The sequence below is a fragment of the Chryseolinea serpens genome (assembly GCF_900129725.1).
In the GTDB taxonomy this organism is placed as follows: domain Bacteria; phylum Bacteroidota; class Bacteroidia; order Cytophagales; family Cyclobacteriaceae; genus Chryseolinea; species Chryseolinea serpens.
This window is the reverse complement of the sequence record NZ_FQWQ01000002.1, coordinates 443,384-467,326: the sequence shown is the minus strand read 5'-3', so window position 1 is coordinate 467,326 and position 23,943 is coordinate 443,384. Positions and strand designations below refer to the sequence as shown.

Below are 23,943 nucleotides of genomic sequence, written 5' to 3'. Positions count from 1 at the left end.
CGTCTGCGGCGAGTGGGGTTCATGGAGGTGGTCATTGGCTGTTTGTCGGAGGCACAATTTATCGCTATACTTCCATCGCACAGAAAGAGCCCGCAAGCATAATGAGGACGATAAATCCCGGATTGGTCAAAATTTCTCTACACAACGTCGGTCAGGGGTCATGGATGAAATATGCTCTCGGCATCCTGGCCCTTCTCGTTGCCCCGGTCGCCTATTCGCAAGAATTCCTGGGAGATGTCGACAGTCTTAAAAGGGAATTGGTGTCGGTGCCCATAGACACTAACCGGGTGCTGGGCTTGTGTGATATTTCCAGTAGCTATCATTCCGTGAACGTTGACTCGTCGTTGCATTATGCTCAACAAGCCCTGGCATTGGCGAAGCAACTGCACTATAAAAATGGGATGGCATGGTCCTATCTTTTGATCGGCCAGACGCACTCCAGGAGAAACCAGATTGCGCAAGCCATTTCCTGCTATCAAAAAAGTATTGATATAGCCGACTCGGTTAACAATCCAACCATTTTGTGCCGCGCATTCGCAAATATTGGCTGGTGCATGTTCGATCTGGAAGATTATTACAGAGCTATTGATTATTTCAAAAGGGCACTTGATTTTCAACAAGAATTAGGCAACCAGGACGCCTATTTCATCACCCTGAATATAAATATCGGGCAAACGTATCTCGCCAATAACCGATTGCCCGAAGCGGAGAAGTACTTGAAGATGGCCCTCGCGCATGATCCAAAGGAAATTCCAAACTACGGATACTTGCTCAATATGTTGAGCGCGCTGCGCCTGGAGCAACAACAATACGCCCTGGCCGATTCATTGTTAAACGCCACATGGAATTTTATCAAACCCCTCCCCGATAAAATCGACAAAGCAGACAACCGATACTATTTTGCAAAACTCAAGTTGATAAAAGGTGATGTTCAACGAGCTTTTGATTATGCTGAAAAAGCGTATCACGATTATGTGCAAATAGGCTCTAAATCCGACATGGAGCGCATTTGCATTTTGCTTTCGACCATTGAATCGAAACGGGGAAGAACAGAACAAGCCCTCAGCTACCTTCTCCAAAGCAATGTGCTACGCGATTCGGTTCACAGCAGTCGGGCGAAGTACAGCGAACATTTATTCAACAACCGTGAGCAAATGCGAAAGACGTTGCTTCAGGAAAAAGACAAGGCGTTGCTTCAAGCCGAAAAGAGAAATCAACAACTTTTGGGAATAGGTTTGTTGTTCATTTTCGTGAGTATCATAGCAGGCTTGTTGTTTTTTGTCCGCCAAAGACAACAAACCTACAAGAAGCTTTTAGGGTTGAACGAAAAACTGTCCGTACTAAACGGTGAGTTGGTTAATAAAGAAGCCGCCATTGCCAATCAAAACAGCTTGCTGCTGGAAACGATCCATTCAAAAGACAGGCTCTTCGCCATCATCGGGCATGATCTGCGCAGTCCGATCAATTCGTTGATGGGACTTATGGATTTATTATCCAATTACGATGATGCATTGACGCCGGTTGAACGTCGGAGGTATCTCGGTGATTTGAACAGATCATTGAAAAATCTGAACAACCTCACCGGAAATTTATTGGAATGGAGTTTCTCACAGACCAACACCATAAAATATATACCCGAAGTTTTTGATATGGGTCAGGCGCTCCATGAAAGCGAAGAATTGTTCAGGGATTTGGCGCAGGTCAAAAAGATAACCATCCTCAACGAGAATAAAACGGGCTTGTGGGTTTGGGCTCACCCGCATTCGATCAAAACCGTTATCCGCAATTTGCTTTCAAACGCCATAAAGTTTACCCGCGAAGGCGGAGAAGTTACGCTGCACGCAGAGCCGATAGAGGGTTTCATAAAAATAGCGGTGATCGACAACGGCGTTGGCATTCGGGATACGATTTTGGAGAACCTCTTCAAAATTGGAGACAAACGCTCCACACCGGGAACCGCGAACGAAAAAGGAAGTGGATTGGGATTATTGCTGTGCAAGGAATTCGTAGAAAAAAACGGCGGAACGATCACCGTGGAAACTGCCGTGGGAAAAGGCTCTACATTTTGCTTTACCGTGCCGATCGCTTCGCCCGCACAGATCAAAGAACTTTTGTGACGGGTAGGATCTGCGGAGGGTTATGATTTGGTCTGTTTTGAACAGGTCCAAAAATAAAAGCCCGGATCCATTCACGGACCGGGCTCTTGATTTGTATTGATCTCGATATACTACCGATGCGTTACGGTTCAGGCACAAATTCAAAGAACGGCCGCTGGTAAATAAACCCGGTGGTTGTTCCTTCCCTGGCACCCAAGCCGGCGAAGCCACGGTTGCCGATGTTGAAGCTGGAGGCACCGTGCATGCTCTGCGGCCACTCTGTTTTTATTTTGCGCCACGCGTTGGTTTCGAAGTTGTATACGAAGAAGTACTCGTGCGCATGGATGATGTCGACCTTTCCGTTGAGGTCTTGCGACGATTCCCCTTCTTCCATAAAATAGGCCAGCTTGTTTAAGGTGAACAGATGCTTCAGGCTTTGCGTGCTGCCATCCATCTCGGTAGACACGCTGGTTACCTTGGTGAACGTGTTGGCCGTGCCATCGAAGGCCCACACCTCGGTGGTGTTGCGATTCAATTGCAGGATGCCGATGTAAGTCATACCATTTTGCTCGATCGCGAAGTCGAACTGAAAGTAATTCGGCTGGCCGTTGTCGAGGTACGTAAGCTGTTTCACAATGGACCAGGCTTTTTCTACCGGGTCGTAATGGTGGATCATGATGAGATTCTGGTTGATGTCGGAGATCGCATACACGTTGCCCTGGTTGGAGAAAAGGTGTGTGTCCCAATAGGTGGAGCCCTCGCCCAGGTAGGGCAGGAAACTCAATGGCGACAAGGTATTGTCGGCGATGGAATATTTGGCTCCATCCAGGAAGACGTCATTGCCCACCAGCGCTTCATTGGTTTTTGAAAAGGCTGGAGCTGAGTTTGCCAGTGTCCACGCGTTGTCGGCTGCGTTATACTTGTAAAGTTCGTCGTAACTTTGAAAGCCAGTGCCCAGGTACGCTGCACCGCCGAACAGGTAACCATCGGTGCTGGTGCCGAAGCCCACCATACGACCTCTGCCGTCGGCGGGAAACGGAGCCACCGCCTTCCATGTGCCGTATGCCTTTACAACGGAAACAGGACCCGCATAAACCTCCGATCCGCCGCCCTGGATGGTGAACGTAGCGGTACTTTCGGCAATGGGCGGAACCGTAAAGGAAACTTCGCTGTCAACCACGGTTAACGCCACTTCTTTGCCGTTTACCAGCACCTTCAGGTTCTGTGAGATACACGGCGCCGGTTTGGGAAAGGATAAGATCTCGCCGGTGTATACCGTGCCGCCTTCTAAATTTAAACTTGTCAGTTGTGAGGAGCACCCTCCGCCTGCGGGGGAGTCGTCGTTGGAGCACGAAAATGCCAGTGCGATAGCAAATAGAAAAACAACTTTTTTCATCATCGGGGATAAATATTTTTTCAAAAATACGACAGCCCTGGCGTGTAGAAAGTGGAAAATGGCGTTCAAACTTACAACGTAGTAGATACTGGTCGCGATTGCGGCAGTTGAGGATCAGATAGTTAGCAGGGCGAGGTTTTGAATGCCCATGTAAGACCGAATGTGGCCATTTTTTGCCGCGAATATCTTGTCGCAGATGGTAGTTTCAATTTCTCATATTTAGATACTTGTTGGCATAGTCAAAGGTAACGAGTGCGGCAAATGCGGTTAAGACCGTACTGATAATCCATCCAAGAACCGTGGGGATGCCAAAGCGTTTACGTTGACAGCAATCCCATCCTATTGCTGTGGAGCATTTTGCTTCTTCGGTAATCAGTGCGACAGTCTTTTCCGCAGTTAGTTTTTTATCGATGGCATCCACGGCGGCGGCAACAACCTTATAGTCGTTAAATGATTTGAATAATTGTATGGTGTCGACGTTGAGTGCTGCAACCACGAGCATGCTAAAGGCGAAAACGACGAATTGTATTTTGCGTGCGTACTTGCCCGATGCATGATACATCAGATCTCGAAACCATTTTTTAACCAACTTGGGAAATACACCACTAACTGTGCGGTCGGTTCTGTGGGAGATTTCTTTGGATTCCGCCAGAAGACTTGCAATTCCTTTGATGAACACATTACCCGGATATTTCAACGTTAACGCCTCCATGTTTTCATCGGCATCCAATGAGTTGCTTAGGTTGAGTATGTCCAACATTGCCATGACGAAATACTCATATTTGAGGTATGCGGGGCTATCGCCGAATGGATAAATAATAGGATGCTCGTACAGCCGTTTTACGATTGTGGGTTCCTGTATGATCCTGTTTAGCTCGCTCTTCAGGAACCGGCCTTTTGCCTGGGAAAGTCCGGTGGCTATTTGAGTGAGGGCAATTACCAAGATGCCGAGCAGGATGTAACCCAGCAGGAGCTTTAGCAGTGTTCCGATGAGGATGGCAAACAAGTCGAAGGAGGCCATAAAGGTTGATTGTTATGAGGATTTGGGTCACTTCTGAGGCTTCTGCTGCAGGATCGGGCTTGTTCGAAAAGGCCCAGGGGATGCTTACTATGAAAAGACATCATGCAATTTGTTTTTTTATGACTCACACGATGGACAATATCGAACGGATTTTCGGGGATTCCTGGTGGGCTATGCTGACCAGATTTGATCGGGAGAGTCAAGGAATCCACAAATGAAAATAACGAAATGTTGGCAGACTGTAGCGAGGCATCAGGGACATTTTTTTATGCTCACAACGAACAGCGCCTTGTGCTGTGACCATATCCCTGACTACCGTGATGTTCCATAGTATGGGAGTTAAGAGGCGCCAAAGGCATTCGCTGTTAACGGATACCAGTGGAGCAGGAGAGAATCGAACGCCAATTGTAAATTTTCCGGTAATCAATATTTGGTAATCAGGGCTTTTGGAGCGGGTCAAAAATACTTTAACGAAAAATGGTTATTTTGTAAAAAAAAACATGACCCTGCAAAAATATTCCGCTGTTATCGAGCAGATGCACCCGGATTATGGCGTGCGGGAAGATTTTTTTGAGTCGGCCGCCGCAGATGATAACACCTGCATCTTCCTGGTCTCTTGCCTGAATCAGGAAAGGATAATTTACCTGGAAGACTCGTTCGAAGCACTCACCGGATATCCGCCCGAACTGCTCACCGAGAAAGGCCTTAGCGCGTGGTTCCCCTTGATCCACCCGGACGACATGCCCTTGTTGTCGGAGAGTATCATTAAATCGCACGAGCTACTGGCAACCCCGGGTTTTGCGCGACCTTTTCCGCCTTTGGTTCTTGAGTATCGTTTTAAACTGGCCAACCATGCGTGGGAAAGAATTCGAGAGACGAAATATTTGCTGCTGTTAGCAGGCGAAGTAGCCATCGATAAGGTGCTATGCAAGCTTGAGTTTATAGAACGTCGCGATAGCGAAGAATCGTGCTCACGACTCCTCGACTTCGCGGTAGCCTATAAAGAAAAAAAACCATCGAATGCCAAAGCTGTTCCGGCACTAACCGAACGCGAAATGGAGATATTACGACTTATCGGCCAAGGACTGTCTACTAAACTGATCGCCGATAAGTGCTGCATCAGCATCAACACCGTGGAAACACACCGTCGGCATCTCCTGGAAAAATTACAAGTAAAGAACTCCATGGAGCTTATTAAAGAAGCATCGCGGAGATACTCGCTCGACTAACCCTCGTCTTCGTCATTCCGGTAGGGCAAGATTTCACGGTTTTCCGTGATTGCCATCGGCGGGCGTCATGGGCCATCTTTACAGTCAATAGTCCAATTTGATTTTTTAAAAACAATACCAATGAAACGGAAGAACTTCGTTATGGACACGCTATTGTCTTTACTGGCGGCAGGGCCACTATTCGGATTTGCCAGGGTCAGATCCGGATCCGATACGAGAACCCGCGTGGGCTTCAAGGTAAATTCGGGAGAAGCGCGATTCGGTAAGCATTTCAAAATGAAAGGCGTTACCCTCAACACGCTGGATATCAAAATATCGGGCAAGGATACGGAAAACGATCTGGCGGTTTTTGAGCAGACGGGTCTTACGCCAAAAGGCGGCCCACCCCTACACGTCCATCCCTACCAGGACGAATGGTTTTATGTTATTGAAGGAGAATACGTCTTCCAGGTTGGCGAGGAAAAGTTTCCACTGAAAGCGGGCGACACCATCTTTCTCCCCCGAAATGTTCAGCATGCCTTTGTTCAGTTAACCGAGAACGGACGCATGATTGTATCCTACTTGCCGGCTGGTAAAATGGAAGCATTCTTTGCGATAACCGATCGATGGACCTCACCGCCATCGAAAGAGGAGATAGCAAAACTATTTGCCGATCACGACATGAAGATTGTAGGGCCACCCTTGAAAGCAGATTAAACGATAAACGATGCGTACAGATATAGTAAAAGACAACCGCGATAATCCCGGGGTTTATGTTCCTCCCCCGCTGATCTACGTAGCGGTGTTCGTGGCGGCAGTGTTTCTTCAGCGAACATTTCCGATCGATAATGTTTTCTTCACCATGCCAGGAGCGACCATCATCGGATTCGCCTTCGCTGCGATTGCTTTCGTGTTGGTAGTGATAAGTCTCAGGCAATTCTTCGTCACAAAAAATTCGTTGATCACCATCAAGCCTGCTTACTCCCTTCAAACCGACGGCATCTATAGCATGACACGTAACCCGATGTACCTCGGGCTTGCCAACGTATACCTCGCCGTCACTGGTTTTACCGGAAGCTGGTGGAATATCATATTATTTCCATTGCTGATTATCGTGGTACAGCAATACATTATCAAGCGTGAAGAGCGATACCTGACACGAAGATTTGGCCAGGCCTATCTCGATTACAAAAGCCGCGTTCGCCCTTGGATTTAGGGAAACTAAATCAAGACAGAAAATGAAAAAGCGATTTATCCGATACATGCTATGGGTAGCGGTTGCTGCTTCGTTGATGAAGTGCGACTCCGGCAATACGCCCACGCCTCAACAGCCCCAACCACCTCAACCACCGGCAGGGCAGTGCCGGATCACATCGATAACGATCAACTACTCATCGAGCCCGACCATCACACAGTTTACCTACAACGAAAATGGATTGCTCAGGGAAATTGTCCGCGATAATGGTAAGAGTGTAATTACGTATCGCACAGGTTTGCCTTACGTTCTTGAAGTATTTCCGCTATCGGGTGGGGACTGGTTAGCACATTATGAAGTTACGTTATATTCGAACGGTACCTTGAAAGATATCACTTCGCAGTCCAATTACCCGGGTGCCAAACCCTCATCCACGTCGTTCACAAAGTTTAGTATGACAAACACGGCAATCGTAGGAACCGAAACGGTAATAGAAGCGAATTTGTTTAGCTGGGATATAAACGGCGACATGATGCGATTTGTAGGTGAAGACGAGAGCGCCGATCCCAAAAAAGGAGAGTATTACACGTACTACACCGACCACGAATATGCCCCAAAGAACGTTGACGCCTTTACGCGTTACCTTTCAACCTATCAGGGCTACGACTACATACGTCTTTTTGGTGCACCCGCTTACGATACGCCGCACCTTGTGAAAGAACAAAAGAGCGAAAGCAACACCTCCACCTTCGAGTATGCGTTCGACGACGATGGAAAAATTACGAAGATCACGATCACATCCGAAATAGGCGCGAAGGCTATTGTGACACCGGTGTATGATTGCAAATGATAAAGATATATCATCGCTACGACCATTTTGTCTGTTTTTGAACCACACCGTCAAAGAATTTTCTTTCAAAAGTTAACTTCGTCAACAGGAAAGTGTCGTGAAACTTTCCATACGCCAGTTTGAGGATTAATGTAAAAATATTCATTATAGCTGCGGGTTGAAGCAATGAATTCTAATGCACCTGATGAGAATGTTATCCCTTTTGTAAATTCTCTTCTGGAAAAGTCCCAACCGTCAACAAGTACGCGAGTTGTTCAGCTTCTCTAGGGTTAATCATCAGTTCTGCTACCTTCACAAACCGATCCCTCCAAGCCATTCTCCAGTTTGCTGGTACACCAAGCAAATCTCAGTCATAAATTGTATTCCATTTGGCGGGAGGTTTACGAAACTCAAATACTATTTTTTCTGATTCCCACCAATAGGCTAAAATTCTCAATTTCAAGATGCAAGGATTTACATAAGATTACAAGCAAATATTTCCGTGCGATTACATCATGACCAGCGGCAGTAGTGTGGGTAACAAGACGATCTTGATCGAGTACCAGAACCGTTACCGGCACAGTGCAGAACAATTGACGGTCACCGTTAACCAGCAGAAATTCATTGACTTGGCGATATTGTCACAGTTGTCCAAGCACGACTACTATTTGTGAACCAATTCCTAGACCGCATGGTATGTATGGCAATTTGATCTCGAAAAAAAAACTATCATGGAGATTCTATTTTACAGGAAGGAAGAGTGGTTCCTGTCATTCAAATAGATATGGCTGAGGCAATCACGGTGCTTGGAAAGCCATGGTTCTCCTAGAGGCTCAAATTCTCTAAGCCCTAGGCAACATTTGCTTTAGATTTTCGCGAAAGAGACCTGTTAAGTTCTCCAAATGCGGCAATAGTTTATCGTATGTCGCCACGAGATTCTGACTGTATTCAGCGATAACTAAAGTTTGCTCAAGGACCTGCGTTTTTTCGAGATACGATTTATGTGCTGCCAAATGTCGACCTATCTCCTCCACAATAAAAGGCATTATTACGCTGAGATCTGGCGAATAAATCTGATAGTTTTCATCAAAAAGTTCTAACTGGCTTTGGGCTCTTAGAAATGATTCTTGCAAATCAAGCAGATACTTTGTTCTTTTTTTAAGTTCAAATGAACCGAACCAATCGGTGAAAAGATTGGATATAATTTGAGTTATCCCGTTATGAACGTCAATAATTGCAGTCCGTCTAAGGGACTGAAGTGTAAGCCTATTTTCATTTGCAATATCGAACTCTGCTTCAATCTTTTTTGTAATGGTTGTCAACACTTCAATGTCTTCTTTTGTTGCAAGATTCTTTCCTTTCTCTTGCCAATATGTACCAAGATATGCCGCGTACCCCGTAGAAATCATAAGCACTCCGGCCCCCAAAACCTTTTCAATCGGGTCATTCAACTCTTGTGTGGCTACATAAGAGCCACCAAGGATAATTATGGCGGGAGCAATAATGTGGATGATTTTCATGATGAGTAGTAGTTTATCTCCCCACGATCGGGATGACCGGTGCTTAGTTCCTGAAAACCCTTGTAATGTCGGTTTATATATATCTCCAAGTCACGTGCTCGAAGGACAAGATCTAGGTAGGGACTGAGAAGTATACGCTCGTTAGTTCGACCAAGATGTATTGGCCGACCCATCATATTCCTTATAAACGTAGACTCCTTTATTAAGTACAGTTGCCAAAGTAGCTCCGGGTCGCCAAGATTGAAGCTGGTAAGATTCGCAATGGCGGCGTTGCACGCTTCCAACATACTTGCGCATCTTTTTCCAAATGCCTCATGCCAAGAGTACATCGGGCCATCCATTTTCACGTACTGAATGCCTTCTTTTATTGTTATCGTGCCTTGTCCCAAATCAGACGGAGTTCGAAAATCTATAACATTATTCAATTTTTCGAATGCACCCTTTATCGAATCCACACCAGATGTGTACGCAATCTCATGATGCCGACAGACACCTTCTAAACTTCCGTTAATTCGAATAATCAACGTTTTCACTTCCGATATGATCAATGGTGATACTTGACTTGCCCGCCTATAGTCCTGCAGGCCAAATACTACAATGAAGAATATCCCTGATGTATAGACGGACGTAAGAAAGCCTATCACAAAATTATTTATCCCATCCGCATTGGCTGATTCAAAAGGCAAACGCCATTGAAATACGTCCAAAACGATTACTAGAAATGCACTGCCAACAGTCAACACGAGCATCAATTTAGGCAACAGATGGTAGAACAGTTTAAGATCGAAGAGGAAACGTTTCATGATGCTAATGTTTATTCAAGATAATATTTTCTAATATATTTATTTGGTATAAACGGATGAAATATGCAATGGTGGATTGCCAAAGGGAAAGACAAAAAACGATACGACGAACAGCGCGACGAGTACTACGGTCATCGCGCCAGCTTTCATCGTTTTTATGCATCATCTTCATGGAGGCGTTTGCGGTTTGAGAAACTGGTCAACTGGTGCAATTTGACCATACCTATGACGATATTCGTAAATACCTAAATTTCGAGTTGGACAGGTCTAGTGCATTGCAAGCTGCCATTACTAAAAGTGATTTTAACGCGATTATCGCTGAAATAGGCAGCGATCTTCCAAAGGGCATTGGAGAGACTACGGTTTATGACACTTCTCTGAGAATTGCAATGGGATTGAGGAGAAGAATAAGACCTAAGAGGATCTACCTGCATGCGGGAACAAGAATTGGAGCGAAGAATCTTGGGCTCCCGACAAGCAGAAAAGTCGCACTGTCGAGAGGTGACATTAAGACTCTTTATCCTGAAATCATTCGGCTTCTCAAAGAGCCTAGCGAAATCGAGAATTTTCTCTGTATCTATAAGGATTCATTTCTAAAAAGAAAGTTTGTTTCGCATATGGGTTCTCGCTTGCAGAATAGTACTGTTGGAGGATTTTGACTGTTGCCACAAAGGAATGCCCTCTTAAACTATTCTTTTTTTTGCCTTTTTCACTTGTTTTCGAGCGCGATTGCGCGCTTTTTGAGTTTGAACAGCTACAAAAACAAAAAAGCCTGAACCATCACGGATCCGGGCTTTTGATTTGTTTTGATTTTGATCTAGTGGAGCCGGAGAGAATCGAACTCTCGTCCAGAGAAGATAACGCCGTACCTTCTACATGCTTAGTTGACTTTGATTGTCGGGTGTGGCAAGGCAGGCAACAGCCAAACTACACCTTAGTTACTGTGTCTTAGCCGTGCTTAGCAACATCGCACGGAGCAGTTCTGCATAACGACACCGCTATCCAACGCCTGCAAAACAACAGCGCTGAGCGATGATGGCTTTCCCGATCTTATCGGGACGAGGCTAATTTACCCTATCGGATAAATTAAGCAGCCATGGCGTAGTTAGACTCGCCAAGTATGGTTTGGAACTATCTTTTAAGGCTCTCATCCCATGAGCCTGCATGCTTATATACGTGGTTAAACATCCTGTCAAAACCGGTCGGCCCCAATGTCAATGAACTTGCTCCAGCAGGTCGTTTCCTGCAAAAGGGAGACAAATATAAGGGGAAAATCGTTCAAACCGCGGCCGGCCGCCATCGGCAACCGTAAAATCCGGGTTTTAACGGTCGTGTAAGTTTCTAGGGGCGATTTGGCTCCACCGTGTTGGTCAACTCCTTATCTTGCTTCCCGGATTTTTGTAACCTGATCCGAAAACCTTTTATGCGTTGTATTTTCCTGACCCTGATCGCCCTTGCCCTTGGCATTTCCCGGGTCGCTGCCCAGCAGGTTAAAATCCTGCCCGCGCCGCAATGGGTCACCCTCCAAAACCCAGATTTGAAAGCAAAGCCCCCTGCCGGCCAGTCGGGCGGCTCGTATTATTTGCTGATCGACGAGCAGGACAACCTCGCCCTGAAGGAATCGTACGTGCACTATGCCTACACGCTGCTCACCACGGAGGGTGTACAGGAAATGGCCGACCTGAGCATCGACTTCGATCCGTCGTACCAAACGCTGGCCTTTCACCAACTGGTCATCCATCGCGATGGCAAAGTGATCAACAAGCTGCACGCCCGCGACCTGCGTACCATCCAGCGCGAACAAAGCATGGACCGCTACCTGTACGACGGCTCGCTGTCGGTGGTGTTGAATGTGCAAGACGTGCGCGTGGGTGATGTGTTGGAATATTCCTTTACCCGCAAGGGCTTTAACCCGGTGTTCAACGGGCACTATGGCGATAGAATTTATTTCGACTACAGTGTGCCGTATGCCAGCCTCTATCATCGCCTGGTGGTGCCGTCGGAGAAAAAACTGTTTACCAAATATTACAACGAGGAGGTACCGGCCGCGATCCAGCAAAAAGGCAGGCTCACCGAATACGTCTGGAAACTTGCCAACGTGAAGCGGGTCACCTACGACGACTATGTGCCCGGTTGGTTCGATGCCAGTCGCCATGTGGCCGTCACGGATTTTGAAAGTTGGGCGGAGGTGGCACAATGGGCCGGCGTTCATTTCGAGGTGCCTGCCGCGGAGCAGCGCAAGCTCAGGCAATTTCTGGAAGGCCAGTTCGATGCAGCCGGTAAGCAGGAGATCCTCGAGAAGGCCACCCGGTTTGTGCAGGATGAAGTGCGCTACCTGGGGTTTGAATCCGGGCGCAATTCGCACAAGCCACATTCGCCCCTGAAAGTTTATGAACAGCGCTTTGGCGATTGCAAGGACAAATCACTTTTGCTCTGTTCGATCTTGCGCCAATATGATATTCAGGCCTATCCCATGCTGGTAAACACCAGTACACGCAACACGATGTCGGCGCAATTGCCCGCGGCCAACCTGTTCGATCACTGCGTGGTCGCCGTCCTCCAGGACGACCAGCGGCTTTACATCGACCCGACGATCAGTAATCAAGGCGGCAGCATCACCAGCAATTATTTTCCCAACTATGGCGAGGGATTGATCATCAGCGACACGACCACAGCGTTGGTGAAGTTGCCTCAACCCGTGGTGTCGGAGACGACCGAGGAGCAGACGTTCACGATTGCCGATCGTGTGGGGCCGGTCATCATGGAAGTGAAGACGACCTATACGGGCAGTGAAGCCGATAATCAGCGCGCCGAATTTGCCAGCGGTACCATTTCCGGCGCCCAAAAAGGCTATATCGATTTCTACGCGAGCCAATATCCGGAGATCGAGGTGGTGGATACATTGACCATTGCGGACGATCGCCGTGAAAACAAGTTTGTGGTCTTGGAGAAATACAAAATTTCCAACTTCTGGACGTCAGACGAAGCCGACAAGGGCAAGAAAACCGGCGAGTTCTCAGCACAAACCTTGAGGACCTATGTCAACGTGTCCAAGTCGGCCAGCCGCACAATGCCCTACCGGTTGATCTACCCGCTGAATTATCATCACCGTATCCGCGTGCATTTGCCCGAGGCATGGAACATCGCCAACGACAGCAAGAAGATCACGTCGCCCTATTATGAATATGCCTACGAGGTTCGCTATGAAGGTGGGGCCAAGGAATTGCGGATTGATATCGACTACAAAACACTGGCCGATCATGTGCCGGTAGAGGACGTCAAGAAATTTATAAACGATCACGACACCATGCTGGGGCTCGTGGGCTATTCACTCTTCTGGAACGAGTCGGGCGACAGCACGGCGTCTGTCACGGGCGTGAGCACGACGGCAATTGTGGCAAGCGTGATCTTGTTGCTGGCGTCGATATGGTTTGCCTACAGACTGTATCACGAGTATGATCCCGACCCGCAAACCTACGTCTCCCAGGGCAGGCCTATCGGCGGATGGTTGTACCTGGTGGGGTTTGGGATCACCTTCACGCCTATTCGTATTCTCTACATCTTCTTCGCGCAATCCGATTTCTTTCGAAGTGAACTATACCTCGTGGGGCCCTCGGGCGATGGCCTGAATTACCTGGCCATGATCAAACTCGTATACAACGTGGTCATCCTGGTGTTGTCGGTCTTGCTCATCATGCTGTTCTACACGCGACGCACGTCCGCCCCACGGTTGTTTATGTGGTTCTATGGTTTGAATCTCGCCATCACCGTGCTCGATGCAGCCTCGGGCATTCTCTATGCACAATCGCGCACGGAAGCGCTGCCGTATTACAAAGACGTTTTTGTCATGTTGATCGTCGCCGCCATCTGGATCCCGTATTTCAACTCTTCTACCCGTGTCAAAGAAACCTTTATCGTGCAGTTGAGAGAAAATGACCGGTGGGGGTGAGGTTATTTCTTATCCCCCCGCTCGATCGCCTTCGTGATCGAACTCACGATCTCATCCAGTTTATCTGCGGAGCGTTGTAAATGATCCAGCACATCCTGGCCCTCTTTCGTGGTCGGGATTTTTTTTAACAGGTTGATCAGGCCCAGGATGCTGGCCACGGGACTGCGCAGTTTGTGGGCGTTGATGAAAGCATATTCTTCCAGGGCCTTGTTCTTTTTCTCCAGCTCGGCCGTGCGTTCGCTCACCAAGTTCTCCAGGTTCTCGTTGATGCCGCGGATCTCTTCACCCTGGGCCTGGATCTCCTGGTTCTGGGCTTTGATCTCTTCGTTCTGGGTTTGGATCTCGTCGTTCTGTGCCTGGATCTCCTCGTTGCTTTTTTGCAAGGCCAGACGCGCCTTGATCTCGCGGATGGTGAGCTTGTAGCGCGTTTGGATGAGCATGGTCATGAAGGCGAACGATGAGATGAGGATCAGTCCACCCTTCACAAAGAATGCGTTCAGTTCGAGGGCGGGATTTTGTTGGATGAAATAGGCCGTAGCCACCAGCGAAAGCGTGGTGAGCACCGCGGAATAGGGCCAGTCCCAGGCCACGAACAACGCTGCGCCGATGAGCAGCGCGGTATAGTTCAGGTTGTGTCCCACCAGGTTGGCATCGCCAATGAGGCTATAGGTGTAGGCATTCTGCAAGGAAATGAGCAGGAAGGGCACCACCGCGATGATGTAGGACGGCAAGTAATAGCGTTTGCGCAGGATTAGGGTGGACAGGGTGACGAGGGATACTACGATCCGGATCGAAAACACATATTGCCAGCTCCCGGGAATATTGAAGTAGTCGGTGATGGCAAACAGGGGATCGAAAATGATCGCCGCCCAGGCCGCCACGATGTGATACTTGGTGGATGACTTCTCCAACTCGTACCTCCACGACGCACTCGGCACCTGCGAAATCAGGGCCTCCTCCTGAAGCGGCTTAAACTTTCTCATCCCGGCCGAAGTATAGTGAAATCTAAACTGAGGTAATAGTTTATGTAAGAGATATGATCAGAATGCATGGCAGTCCACGATAACCCGCACACCACACGGCACGGTGGAATGCAAACGCAATGCCACCCATACTTAACGCCTCACTTTGCGCCTTTTGCTGCCCGCCTTAGTTTTAGCGAAGGCAGGGTAGTAAAAATATGAAGACCCGCTCTCCCAAGTTGAATCGAATACCTATATTCGGTATCCTTAAACCGACCCTTGGATCCATGAAAAAGAAATACTTCTTCTTGCTCTTGTCCCTGCTCGCAGTGTGTCTGCCGCCAGCGGTCAGAGCACAAAAAATAACCCCGGCCACCACCCCTGAAGCTGCCGGCTTTTCTTCCGAGCGTCTCAAAAGACTCGACACCAATTTCAACGACTGGGTGACCAAAGGTTGGATGAACGGCGCCGTCGCCCTGGTGATCCGCGATGGAAAGATCGTCTACTACAAAGCCTTTGGCTATAACGACATGGCCACCAAAGCGCCGCTGGCCAAAGACGGGATCTTCCGCATCGCCTCCCAAACCAAGGCCATCACCAGCGTGGCCGTGATGATGCTCCACGAAGAGGGCAAGTTCCTGTTGGACGATCCCGTTTCGAAATACATCCCCACGTTTGCCAAGCCCAAGGTGCTGGCCAAGTATAACGCCAAAGACACAACCTACACCTCCGTGCCCGCCAAGCGTGAGGTGACCATCCGCGACCTGCTCACGCACACGTCGGGCATCGACTATGCGAGCATCGGCAGCGATACGGCCACCGCGATCTACGCAAAAAACAAAGTGACCGCCGGTCTGTATACCGACGACAACCTGGTGGCCGCCATGACACGGCTGGGCACGTTGCCCTTGATGCACCAACCTGGCGAGCGTTGGATCTATGGTCTGAACATCGACTTGTTGGGCGCACTGGTGGAGATCTGGTCGGGCATGACGCTCGACGACTTTTTCCGCACACGCATTTTCGAACCGCTGGGCATGAACGATACCTATTTCAACATTCCTCCCGCCAAGGCCAACCGCCTGGTTAATTTCTTCCGGGAAGATTCTTTGGGTCATATCGTAAAAGAACCGTTTGCGTTCGGTCAGTTGGACATGAGCTATCCCCTGCACAAGAAGACCTACTTCTCCGGCGGTGGCGGCCTGTCGTCGACGATCATGGATTATGGGATCTTTCTCCAGATGTTGTTGAATGGCGGGACCTACAATGGCGTGCGACTGCTGAGTCCCACCGCCGTGCGCCTCATGACCATGAACCAGATCGGCAACCTGCCGTTTGGCGAGGGCAAATTCGGTCTCGGGTTTAGCGTCCTCACCGAAGCCGGCAGCCACCTGACGCCCTCCAAACCCGGAACCTACGGATGGGGCGGCGCCTTTTCCACAGGATACTATGTTGACCCCGCGTCCAAGCTGGTGGTGCTGTTGTACCGGCAAATGTGGGGCTCGCACATGGGCGACATGGCCCGGAAATACGATGTGCTGGTATACCAGGCACTGAGGGAGTAGCCGACGCGATTGGGCGAAAGTTCGGCCGGCCGAATGGCCCTCGCTTGCCGATAATTGCTTACCTTGCAGAGATTTAGACGACGGCAGGCCACCTCAAACCCGGTTTTCGGAGCGGTGGCCGAAAACAACATCAGGTACTTATATTTTTTCCGGCCGGATTGCGTTTGTCCTCCTGACGGCGCCATCACATTTTTTAAGACGGAAACGTATGGACCGGAATTTGTGCAAGCTCCTTGTCACACGGAACAGACACAAACTTATTTTTTAATAGTTTAGCACCAGGGCCTACAAACACAATTTTTAAAACATGAATCTCCTATTCGGTATTTTACTTCAGATCACCACAGAACCCATCGTAACACCCGAAGCAACACCAGAAGAAGGCTTGTCCATTGCCAGTTTGCTGATGAAAGGCGGATTTATCATGATCCCCATCCTGCTGTTGTGGTTTATCGCTACGTATATTTTTATCGAACGCTTTCTGTACCTGCGCACCGCCGCAAAGGTGAGAAAGGATTTTGTTCCCCAGATCGCGCGCCGTCTGCAGGTGGGCGACATCAGCGCCGCACGTGCGTTTGCCGAACAGGATTCGTCCGCCACGGGCACCATCATCAAGAGCGGCCTCGACTATGTGGGCAAGCCCTTGAAAGACATCGAGTCGATGATGGAGTCGGCCGCCAACATCGAGCTGGCCGAAATGGAAAAGAACATGGGCTACCTGGGCATCATCGCCGGCGTGGCCCCCATGCTTGGATTTATCGGGACGATCTCGGGGATCATCAACATCTTCTACAGCATCTCGTTGTCCGACAACATCAGCATCGGGATCATCGCGGGAGGTTTGTATGAAAAGATGATCACCAGCGGCTCGGGACTCATCGTAGGGGTGTTGGCCTATTCGGCCTATCACTTGCTGCAGCAACGCATTGCACGCTATACGCTCCAAATGCAGAAAGACGTTTTTGAATTCATGCGCTCCATCCTAAGCCCGGCGAAATGAAAATAAAAAAGCAAAATCATTTTCAGGCAGAGGTGTCCACGTCGTCGCTGAACGACATCATGTTCTTCCTGCTGTTGTTTTTCCTCATCATCTCCACGGTGGCCAATCCCAACGTGATCAAAGTGCTGTTGCCCAAGTCGAACTCCAGCCAGGCGCTGAGCAAGCAACAGATCTCGCTCACGGTGACGGAGGACAAACATTTTTATATCAACAAAAAAGAAGTGCCACACGCCCAGTTGGAACAAAGCCTCGTGGAAGCGTGCGCTGGCAAAGAGGAACCCACCGTGGTGATCCGGATGCCGCATTCATTGTCCGTTCAGGACCTGGTGGATGTGATGCAGATCGGGGCAAAGCACAAATTCAAAATGGTATTGGCTACGGCAAAGAACTAAATGACGTCTTCTGTTTTTATCATCCCCGGACTAGGCAATTCCGGCGAAGGCCACTGGCAAACCCTCTGGGAAAAACAATTCAACTTCACCCGCATTCAACAACGCGATTGGGAAACACCCCGCCGCGCCGACTGGATCGACGCCATCGACAAAGCCCTCGCGCCACACGATCCCGCCAACGTGATCCTCGTAGGGCATAGTTTGGCCTGCGCCGCCATCGCCTTCTGGAGCGACCAATACAAACGCAAAATAAAAGGCGCCCTGTTGGTGGCACCGAGCGACACGGAAGCCGACACCTATCCTCCAGGAACTTCGGGGTTCACGCCCGTGCCGCTTGCCCCGTTATCGTTTCCATCCATCGTCGTGGCCAGCACCAACGATTACTATGTTCGCTTCGAGCGGGCCCAACAATTTGCCAAGGCCTGGGGCAGCAAGCTGGTGGACATCGGTGACGCAGGCCACATCAACGTGGCCGCTGGATTCGGGGCCTGGGAACAAGGGCTCGGATTTTTGAAAGAACTCGATCGTTAAGAAACTATAACCCCGGGCCGCGGGTTGTCTATCCATATTTCAAAAGACTATGGATTTACAACTCACCCAAAAGACCGCATTCATCAGCGGCTCAACCGCCGGGATCGGATTCGCTACAGCAAAAAAATTGGCCGACGAAGGCGCCATCGTCATCCTCAATGGCCGCACCCAGGCTGGGGTGGACAAAGCCGTGCAGGAATTGAAACGGCAAACCGGCAAAACAAACATCCGCGGCATCGCGGCCGATTTCTCCAAGGCCGCCGACGTGACCAACCTCCTCCAGCAACTTCCCGACGTGGACATCCTCGTCAACAACGCAGGCATCTTCGAGCCCAAGCCCTTCGCGGAAATCCCCGACGAAGATTGGTTTCGGTTTTTTGAAGTCAACGTCATGAGCGGTGTGCGCTTGTCGCGGCATTACTTTCCGTTGATGCTGAAAAAGAATTGGGGTCGCATCATCTTTATCTCCAGCGAATCCGGTGTGTTCATCCCCGAAGAAATGATCCACTACGGCATGACCAAAACCGCTCAACTGGCCGTGAGTCGCGGACTGGCCGAGCTCACCAAGGGTACCGAGGTCACCGTCAATGCCGTGCTGCCCGGACCAACCAGATCCGATGGCGTCAGTGTTTTTCTCAACGACCTGGCCAAGGCCGGCAACTCCACCGCCGAACAAGTCGAAAAGGATTTCTTTAAGAATGCCCGGCCCACATCGTTGCTGCAGCGTTTTGCTTCCGTCGAAGAAGTGGCCAACATGATCGTATACCTGGCCAGTCCCTTGGCCTCGGCAACCAACGGTGCGGCTGTGCGGGTGGAGGGAGGCTTGATCCGCTCGGCGGTGTGATCCGGTTCGTCAGGACTTTTTCCGGAGCACGATCGGTTCGGTTTGCTTGGCGATGATGCGCGTGTAAAATTCCCGCAGGCTTACATATTCATTCGGCAGGAAATAGGTTTCATTGATCTTGAGATTGCTCACCACCGAAAGCCGGTTGCCATCCAGGGAGATGTTGAAAGAACACTTGGCGGCATTGTTCGGCAAGGTGATGTTTTTGTTTTCGGGAAGCGATTCTACTTCATACCCTTCCGGTATGGTGATGTGGCACAATAGAATTTTCTCTTTTTGAAAAGGGAAATCCAAGGGGTATGTGCGAACGGCTTCCGGAAACGGGTTGATATCTTCCCGCAGCGCAACATAAGGATTGATATACAACTTGTTGTCGGAAACAATCACTTGATTTGGGATCGACAGTTCATATTGCTCACGCACCGCGGTGTTCACATCTTCCATTTGCAGTGCCTCTTTTTGGGCCACGGTCCATGATTTTTGAAGGAGCGTGTGCTCAAAGTATTTATCCTTCTCTGCTCCCTGGTACTGGCTCCGGGCCGCAAAGGCATCATAACCAAAACGATCGACGGTTAACTTTCCCTGAAGGTTCTCTTCAGCAGTCAATGCAAACTCGGCGGTAACGATCGTCTTGTCCTTGGCCGGGGAGGTGAGGGGGAGCCATCGGTAGCCCATGTAAAGCATGCTGAAGGCTTTGCCGTTCAGGCATCGTTCGGGCAGTACATCATAGGGCAACAGGGGCTCGGTGGCGTCGAGGAAAAGATCTTTTCTTTTCAAACGGACCGAGTATATCAGGTAATCGAACTGGGTGGCATCCGGGTATTGGTCTATGTAGGTCCCGTGATCACGTGTGCTCAGGAAGGCGGCCACCGGTTTAAACCCCGCGGCCTCGAGCAGGCATCCCAGCAGGAAGTTGATGTCGGCCGCGGTGCCTTTCTTTTGTTTCAAGACATCTAAAGGACTATCCGGTATCCTGTCGCATATGCCATTCCACTTTACCTGGGTTTTGACGTAGGCCGAAAGCGCCCTGATCTTTTCTGTGGAATCGGTTAGCGCTTCCGTGATGGCCAGGGCTTTTTCCCTCAAGGTTTTTGCGCCCTTTGTTTGAGGTATGTATCCGACGAAATCCTGAGCCGCCGCGTGGAGAATACCCCAGGTGAGACCTTCGGGCCAAAACAAAATGCTTGCTTGGCGATCCTGCGCGGAGACCATAAACGGCTCGTCCTTCAAGGCTGGTACATCCTTCAATACCCAACGATGGTAATGCCCGTCGTGTTTGCTTTCGCTCACCGTGGGTTTGATGTTGCCCAACAGCACCGGGGTCTTGATCCAGAGTGAGGCATGGAAGGAATATTCGCTCCACAACGTGGGGATATCCCACTGAAATATCCAGCGGTTCCAACCATTTTTTTCTGTTGCTTTATAACTGTATTCAATGATGGAACCTTCATGAAGATTGGGGAAGGTGAAGCGAATTTGGGTTCGGCGTTTGCCAGACGGTACGCGAAAGATGGCGTTGTCCTCCAATTCGGTTCTCACAATCTGCCCGTTCACAAGGTTATAGGTCGTGCCTTGTATTTTCCCGATGTTCGACTCGTCTTCCATTAAAAAAACCGTACCCCAGGAATTGAAAGCCTCTTTCTTCAGGATCTTTATCCGACGATGGCGCTTAAAGGACATATCCCCCAATAGAATGTGTTCGCCCTTATCAAATAACAAAACGGCCACGGCGCTCGTGTCGCTCGGAAAAGTTTTCATCTGCAGGTCTTCAACGGTCACCTCACGTTCGGTGGGATCGTTCTGAGCAAAGAGTGGGAAAACTAACAGGAGGGAGAAAGGGATAAGAATGAATTTCATGCCAACCGGGGGATTTCGAATCCTTTAAAATAAGGATTAAATACCAGGGAAACCATTCCTCCTGGCCGGAGCATGACAATTCTTGCTATGCATTCTTCGATTTCCATATATTGCCCTCATGGAAACCCTCACCGACAACCAAAAAACAAAACTGCTCAATCACGTGATGTCTACGCCGTGATGCAACCCCTGCTGCTCCGCGAAAATGCCATCCGGAAAAGTAAAGGTCATACCTGGGCCATCGGCATGAACAGCGCGCACCACATGCTCTTTGTCGAACTGATCAGCATGGGGCCTGTCAATCGCATGAGCATCGCGCCAAAGGAGATCTTTCGCATGGCGCTCTATAAAATGGCGGTGAAGATGGTCCTTGTCAACAGTCGCCCGGAAGGAACGATCGAAATTTCGGAAGCCGATAAAACAACGACCGCACTCCTGATCAAAGCGGGGGAGCGGATCAATATCGAAGTGGTGGATCATCTGCTCATCACCGAAAAAGAGTTCGTCAGTTTATCACAGAAGGGAATACTTTCCAGGCTAAAGCGAGCCAAGCTTCCGGTGCTGACCGAGGCCGACCAGGAACAACTCGAAGAGCTTCAGTCGGGAACGGAGACCATGCTGGCACTGGCCATAAAGATGAAGTCAAGAGGTTATGACGTGGACGAGATCAAAGAAATGACGGGCCTGCGAAAGACCGCGATCGCTAAACTTTAAGCCTTCAGGATTGTGGTTTCATCAGGTTGATGTTGTAGGTCACCATCACCTGGATGCCGGTGTTGTTTTCTTGTTGAGCACCGTTGGCTTTGATCAGCATATGATACAGGAACCCGGCTTGGATCGAGAGCGGCGATTTGAACTGGTAACCGAAACCGCCAAAGAGCCGGTTTTGGTCGGGCTCATGGAACGTAACGGGCTTGCCCCAGTTCAGGAAGGCTTCGTCATAGGCGCTCGCAAAGAACGTCTTGGCTTCGATCTTCTTGTGATTCAAAGGAAGCATGGCCTGGAAGCGATAACGTACGCGGTTCATGTACATGTCATACCCGTGGTTGACAATCCCCTCTTGTCCTTCGTTGGTGTGCACTTGCAGGAAGCGCTGCTCCAACCGTGCGCGATGACTGAAGACGAACCGGCCAATGGCGTGTTTATAGGTAACTTGCTCGAATAAACGGTGCTCGTTGTTTTCAAATGCCGCGGGCTGCTTGCCGTACTGGAAATTCCACGTGTAGACATAGCCCAGGGGGATGATGGAGAAGTGCTTATTCAGACCGATTTCTGCCCCCGTGCGAAACTGATACTGCATGGGCTGCATGTTCTGGGCCTGGCGGAACTGGCCTTCGAGGATGAGCGTTGTGCGTTTGGAAACTTTCAGGTTGGTGGTGAATGAAAACCATTCGATGGATTGATTCACTACCTGGCGACCCTTGGGTTGCGCGAAACTTAATGAGGCGGACGCAACCAACATCAGGCTGCAAATCCAACGTGAAGTTAACCTTAACACTGCGCTATACTTTTGTTATGTTTCTACAAAAGAAGCGACTCTAAAATTACCGTAATTTTACCTTTTTAACACAGTCTTAACATTGGCTTAACATTGGCGATTTCCTGCGAATTTGGGCTGGAAACGCTATTTTTTGGCTGATAATTTTTGAGATTTCACCGTCACGGCCTGCCCGTTTCGCAGTTCTTCGCTGGCTTTCAGCACGATGTTTTCACCCTCCTGCAGGGGACCAAACACTTCCACCAGCGAGTCGAGGTTGTTGCCTTTCTGAACGCCCAGCCATTCGGCCACATTCTCCCGGAGGCGGATCACGAACACGCCTTCCGTGGATTGAATGAGCGCCGTGCGGGGCACAAACAAGGTCGACTTGTTGCGTGTCACCGGCAGCTTCACCTGGGCATACATGCCGGCCTTCAGTGCGCCGTCGGCATTGTTCACATCAAACTCGGCCATCATCGTGCGGTTGTTTTCCGACAGGCTGTTGGCGCTGCGGGCGAACCGGGCTTTGTATTCTTTCTGAGGGTCGGCTTGCACGGTAAAGGAAACGGCGCTGTTGTCGGAAATGGAATTGGAAAGATTTTCGGGCACGGCCACCGTCAGCCTGAGTTTGGAGTGATCTTCTAAAACAAACATCGGTTTGGCGTTTCCCTCCGGACCCACCAATTCCCCCGGGCTGATGTTGCGCTCCGTCACGGTGCCGTCGAAGGGTGCGCGCACGGTGAGGTAGCTGACCAGTTGGCCTTGCGAAGCATGCTGCGCCTTCGCCGCCAGCAGGTTGCTCTGCGCCGCCCGGGTCAGCGCGCTGTCGGCCGACATGCGGGAGAGCGCCTGGTCCATTTCGTTGGCTGACACTGCGCCTTTTGTGCGACTGGTCTCCAACATGCGTTGGTAGGTGAGCGTGCTCGCCCGGACTTTGGCACCCTGTTCAATCAGGGTGGCCTCGGCCGACGCTACCTGCGCCTGCGCGTGATTCAATGCCGAAACAATTTCAGGCGCTTCCAGCACGGCCAGCACGTCGCCTTTCTTAACAACGGTACCTCTATCGGCCTTCACGGCGCCCACATAACCTTTCACGCGGGGAAACATCGGTGTTTTGTTCCAAGGTTTTAGCTCCCCTGGCAAAGCCGTCTGCAAAGCAGGTTGCAGATTTTTCACAGCGGTTATTTCTACCTCCGGCACGGCCGCGGTTTTGCTTTCCTGTTTTTTTTCTGAATGGCACGAGGCCAGTACGACGATGCCCAATGCGAGGGGAATGTATGTTATTTTCATAGCGTTCA

The 23,943-nt window shown here is 49.8% G+C and carries 22 protein-coding genes and 1 other RNA gene; 14 read left to right on the top strand and 9 right to left on the bottom strand.

From position 1 onward, the window contains the following. The first annotated feature begins 164 nt into the window (after positions 1-164). Positions 165-2,117, top strand: a complete 1,953-nt coding sequence (locus tag BUB30_RS15920; RefSeq protein WP_073135846.1) for a tetratricopeptide repeat-containing sensor histidine kinase — start codon at positions 165-167, stop codon at positions 2,115-2,117. A gap of 121 nt (positions 2,118-2,238) precedes the next feature. Here the strand turns inward: BUB30_RS15920 and BUB30_RS15915 are convergent, their stop codons facing one another. Both BUB30_RS15915 and BUB30_RS15910 read right to left on the bottom strand, forming a co-directional pair. Next, a complete protein-coding gene (locus tag BUB30_RS15915) occupies positions 2,239-3,492 on the bottom strand; it encodes a Kelch repeat-containing protein (RefSeq protein WP_178377129.1) in 1,254 nt (417 codons plus the stop codon). A 205-nt stretch (positions 3,493-3,697) separates the two neighbouring features. Continuing rightward, positions 3,698-4,513 (bottom strand): hypothetical protein, encoded by an 816-nt coding sequence (locus BUB30_RS15910; protein ID WP_073135842.1) that lies wholly within the window; start codon positions 4,511-4,513, stop codon positions 3,698-3,700. 500 nt (positions 4,514-5,013) lie between these two features. Here BUB30_RS15910 and BUB30_RS34660 point away from each other — a divergent pair, with 500 nt between their 5' ends. The 5 genes from BUB30_RS34660 (at position 5,014) to BUB30_RS35175 (ending at position 8,419) form a co-directional block, all read left to right on the top strand. Next, the gene (locus BUB30_RS34660; protein ID WP_178377128.1) at positions 5,014-5,742 is read left to right on the top strand and encodes a LuxR C-terminal-related transcriptional regulator; all 729 of its coding nucleotides are present in this window, start codon (positions 5,014-5,016) and stop codon (positions 5,740-5,742) included. A gap of 120 nt (positions 5,743-5,862) precedes the next feature. Next, positions 5,863-6,438: a cupin domain-containing protein gene (locus BUB30_RS15895; RefSeq protein WP_073135835.1), complete on the top strand. Its 576-nt coding sequence runs from the start codon at positions 5,863-5,865 to the stop codon at positions 6,436-6,438. A gap of 10 nt (positions 6,439-6,448) precedes the next feature. Then, positions 6,449-6,937: a methyltransferase family protein gene (locus BUB30_RS15890; protein WP_084138165.1), complete on the top strand. Its 489-nt coding sequence runs from the start codon at positions 6,449-6,451 to the stop codon at positions 6,935-6,937. Between the two features lie 22 nt (positions 6,938-6,959). Then, positions 6,960-7,766: a hypothetical protein gene (locus BUB30_RS34885; RefSeq protein WP_143164949.1), complete on the top strand. Its 807-nt coding sequence runs from the start codon at positions 6,960-6,962 to the stop codon at positions 7,764-7,766. Between the two features lie 494 nt (positions 7,767-8,260). Continuing rightward, positions 8,261-8,419 carry a hypothetical protein gene (locus BUB30_RS35175; RefSeq protein WP_178377127.1) on the top strand — a complete coding sequence of 53 codons (159 nt, stop codon included), beginning with the start codon at positions 8,261-8,263 and terminating at the stop codon, positions 8,417-8,419. A 168-nt stretch (positions 8,420-8,587) separates the two neighbouring features. Here the strand turns inward: BUB30_RS35175 and BUB30_RS15880 are convergent, their stop codons facing one another. Then, entirely contained in the window at positions 8,588-9,265 is a 678-nt protein-coding gene (locus BUB30_RS15880) for a hypothetical protein (RefSeq protein WP_073135831.1), read from the bottom strand. After that, the gene (locus tag BUB30_RS15875; RefSeq protein ID WP_073135829.1) at positions 9,262-10,068 is read right to left on the bottom strand and encodes a hypothetical protein; all 807 of its coding nucleotides are present in this window, start codon (positions 10,066-10,068) and stop codon (positions 9,262-9,264) included. The genes BUB30_RS15880 and BUB30_RS15875 overlap by 4 nt, the downstream gene beginning before the upstream one ends. 206 nt (positions 10,069-10,274) lie before the next feature. Between BUB30_RS15875 and BUB30_RS15865 the strand changes: the two genes are divergently transcribed. Next, the gene (locus BUB30_RS15865; RefSeq protein ID WP_143164948.1) at positions 10,275-10,727 is read left to right on the top strand and encodes a hypothetical protein; all 453 of its coding nucleotides are present in this window, start codon (positions 10,275-10,277) and stop codon (positions 10,725-10,727) included. Positions 10,728-10,886: 159 nt separating this feature from the next. Here the strand turns inward: BUB30_RS15865 and ssrA are convergent. Continuing rightward, positions 10,887-11,278, bottom strand: a transfer-messenger RNA (tmRNA) gene (ssrA, locus tag BUB30_RS15860). A 213-nt stretch (positions 11,279-11,491) separates the two neighbouring features. On the opposite strand from ssrA, the gene BUB30_RS15855 reads away from it, so the two are divergent. Then, positions 11,492-14,017 (top strand): DUF3857 domain-containing protein, encoded by a 2,526-nt coding sequence (locus tag BUB30_RS15855; protein ID WP_073135822.1) that lies wholly within the window; start codon positions 11,492-11,494, stop codon positions 14,015-14,017. A gap of 2 nt (positions 14,018-14,019) precedes the next feature. Here the strand turns inward: BUB30_RS15855 and BUB30_RS15850 are convergent, their stop codons facing one another. Further along, entirely contained in the window at positions 14,020-15,000 is a 981-nt protein-coding gene (locus tag BUB30_RS15850; RefSeq protein WP_073135820.1) for a histidine kinase dimerization/phospho-acceptor domain-containing protein, read from the bottom strand. A 266-nt stretch (positions 15,001-15,266) separates the two neighbouring features. Here BUB30_RS15850 and BUB30_RS15845 point away from each other — a divergent pair, with 266 nt between their 5' ends. From BUB30_RS15845 to BUB30_RS15825, 5 genes are all read left to right on the top strand, one after another. Then, a complete protein-coding gene (locus BUB30_RS15845; protein ID WP_073135818.1) occupies positions 15,267-16,544 on the top strand; it encodes a serine hydrolase domain-containing protein in 1,278 nt (425 codons plus the stop codon). A 307-nt stretch (positions 16,545-16,851) separates the two neighbouring features. After that, on the top strand, positions 16,852-17,544 hold the full coding sequence (locus BUB30_RS15840; protein WP_073135816.1) for a MotA/TolQ/ExbB proton channel family protein: 693 nt from the start codon (positions 16,852-16,854) through the stop codon (positions 17,542-17,544). Continuing rightward, positions 17,541-17,936, top strand: a complete 396-nt coding sequence (locus BUB30_RS15835; RefSeq protein ID WP_073135814.1) for an ExbD/TolR family protein — start codon at positions 17,541-17,543, stop codon at positions 17,934-17,936. The genes BUB30_RS15840 and BUB30_RS15835 overlap by 4 nt, the downstream gene beginning before the upstream one ends. Further along, complete coding sequence (locus BUB30_RS15830; protein ID WP_073135813.1) at positions 17,937-18,467, top strand: RBBP9/YdeN family alpha/beta hydrolase; 531 nt, start codon at positions 17,937-17,939, stop codon at positions 18,465-18,467. It abuts the gene before it with no gap. A 49-nt stretch (positions 18,468-18,516) separates the two neighbouring features. Continuing rightward, positions 18,517-19,311, top strand: a complete 795-nt coding sequence (locus tag BUB30_RS15825) for an SDR family NAD(P)-dependent oxidoreductase (protein ID WP_073135811.1) — start codon at positions 18,517-18,519, stop codon at positions 19,309-19,311. A gap of 9 nt (positions 19,312-19,320) precedes the next feature. On the opposite strand, the gene BUB30_RS15820 is transcribed toward BUB30_RS15825, so the two are convergent. Continuing rightward, on the bottom strand, positions 19,321-21,168 hold the full coding sequence (locus BUB30_RS15820; protein WP_073135810.1) for a DUF3857 domain-containing protein: 1,848 nt from the start codon (positions 21,166-21,168) through the stop codon (positions 19,321-19,323). A gap of 72 nt (positions 21,169-21,240) precedes the next feature. Here BUB30_RS15820 and BUB30_RS15815 point away from each other — a divergent pair, with 72 nt between their 5' ends. After that, positions 21,241-21,882 (top strand): JAB domain-containing protein, encoded by a 642-nt coding sequence (locus tag BUB30_RS15815; RefSeq protein WP_084138164.1) that lies wholly within the window; start codon positions 21,241-21,243, stop codon positions 21,880-21,882. Between the two features lie 4 nt (positions 21,883-21,886). On the opposite strand, the gene BUB30_RS15810 is transcribed toward BUB30_RS15815, so the two are convergent. Both BUB30_RS15810 and BUB30_RS15805 read right to left on the bottom strand, forming a co-directional pair. Continuing rightward, a complete protein-coding gene (locus tag BUB30_RS15810; RefSeq protein WP_073135808.1) occupies positions 21,887-22,630 on the bottom strand; it encodes a DUF2490 domain-containing protein in 744 nt (247 codons plus the stop codon). 162 nt (positions 22,631-22,792) lie between these two features. Continuing rightward, positions 22,793-23,935 (bottom strand): efflux RND transporter periplasmic adaptor subunit, encoded by a 1,143-nt coding sequence (locus BUB30_RS15805; RefSeq protein ID WP_073137285.1) that lies wholly within the window; start codon positions 23,933-23,935, stop codon positions 22,793-22,795. Positions 23,936-23,943 lie beyond the last annotated feature (8 nt).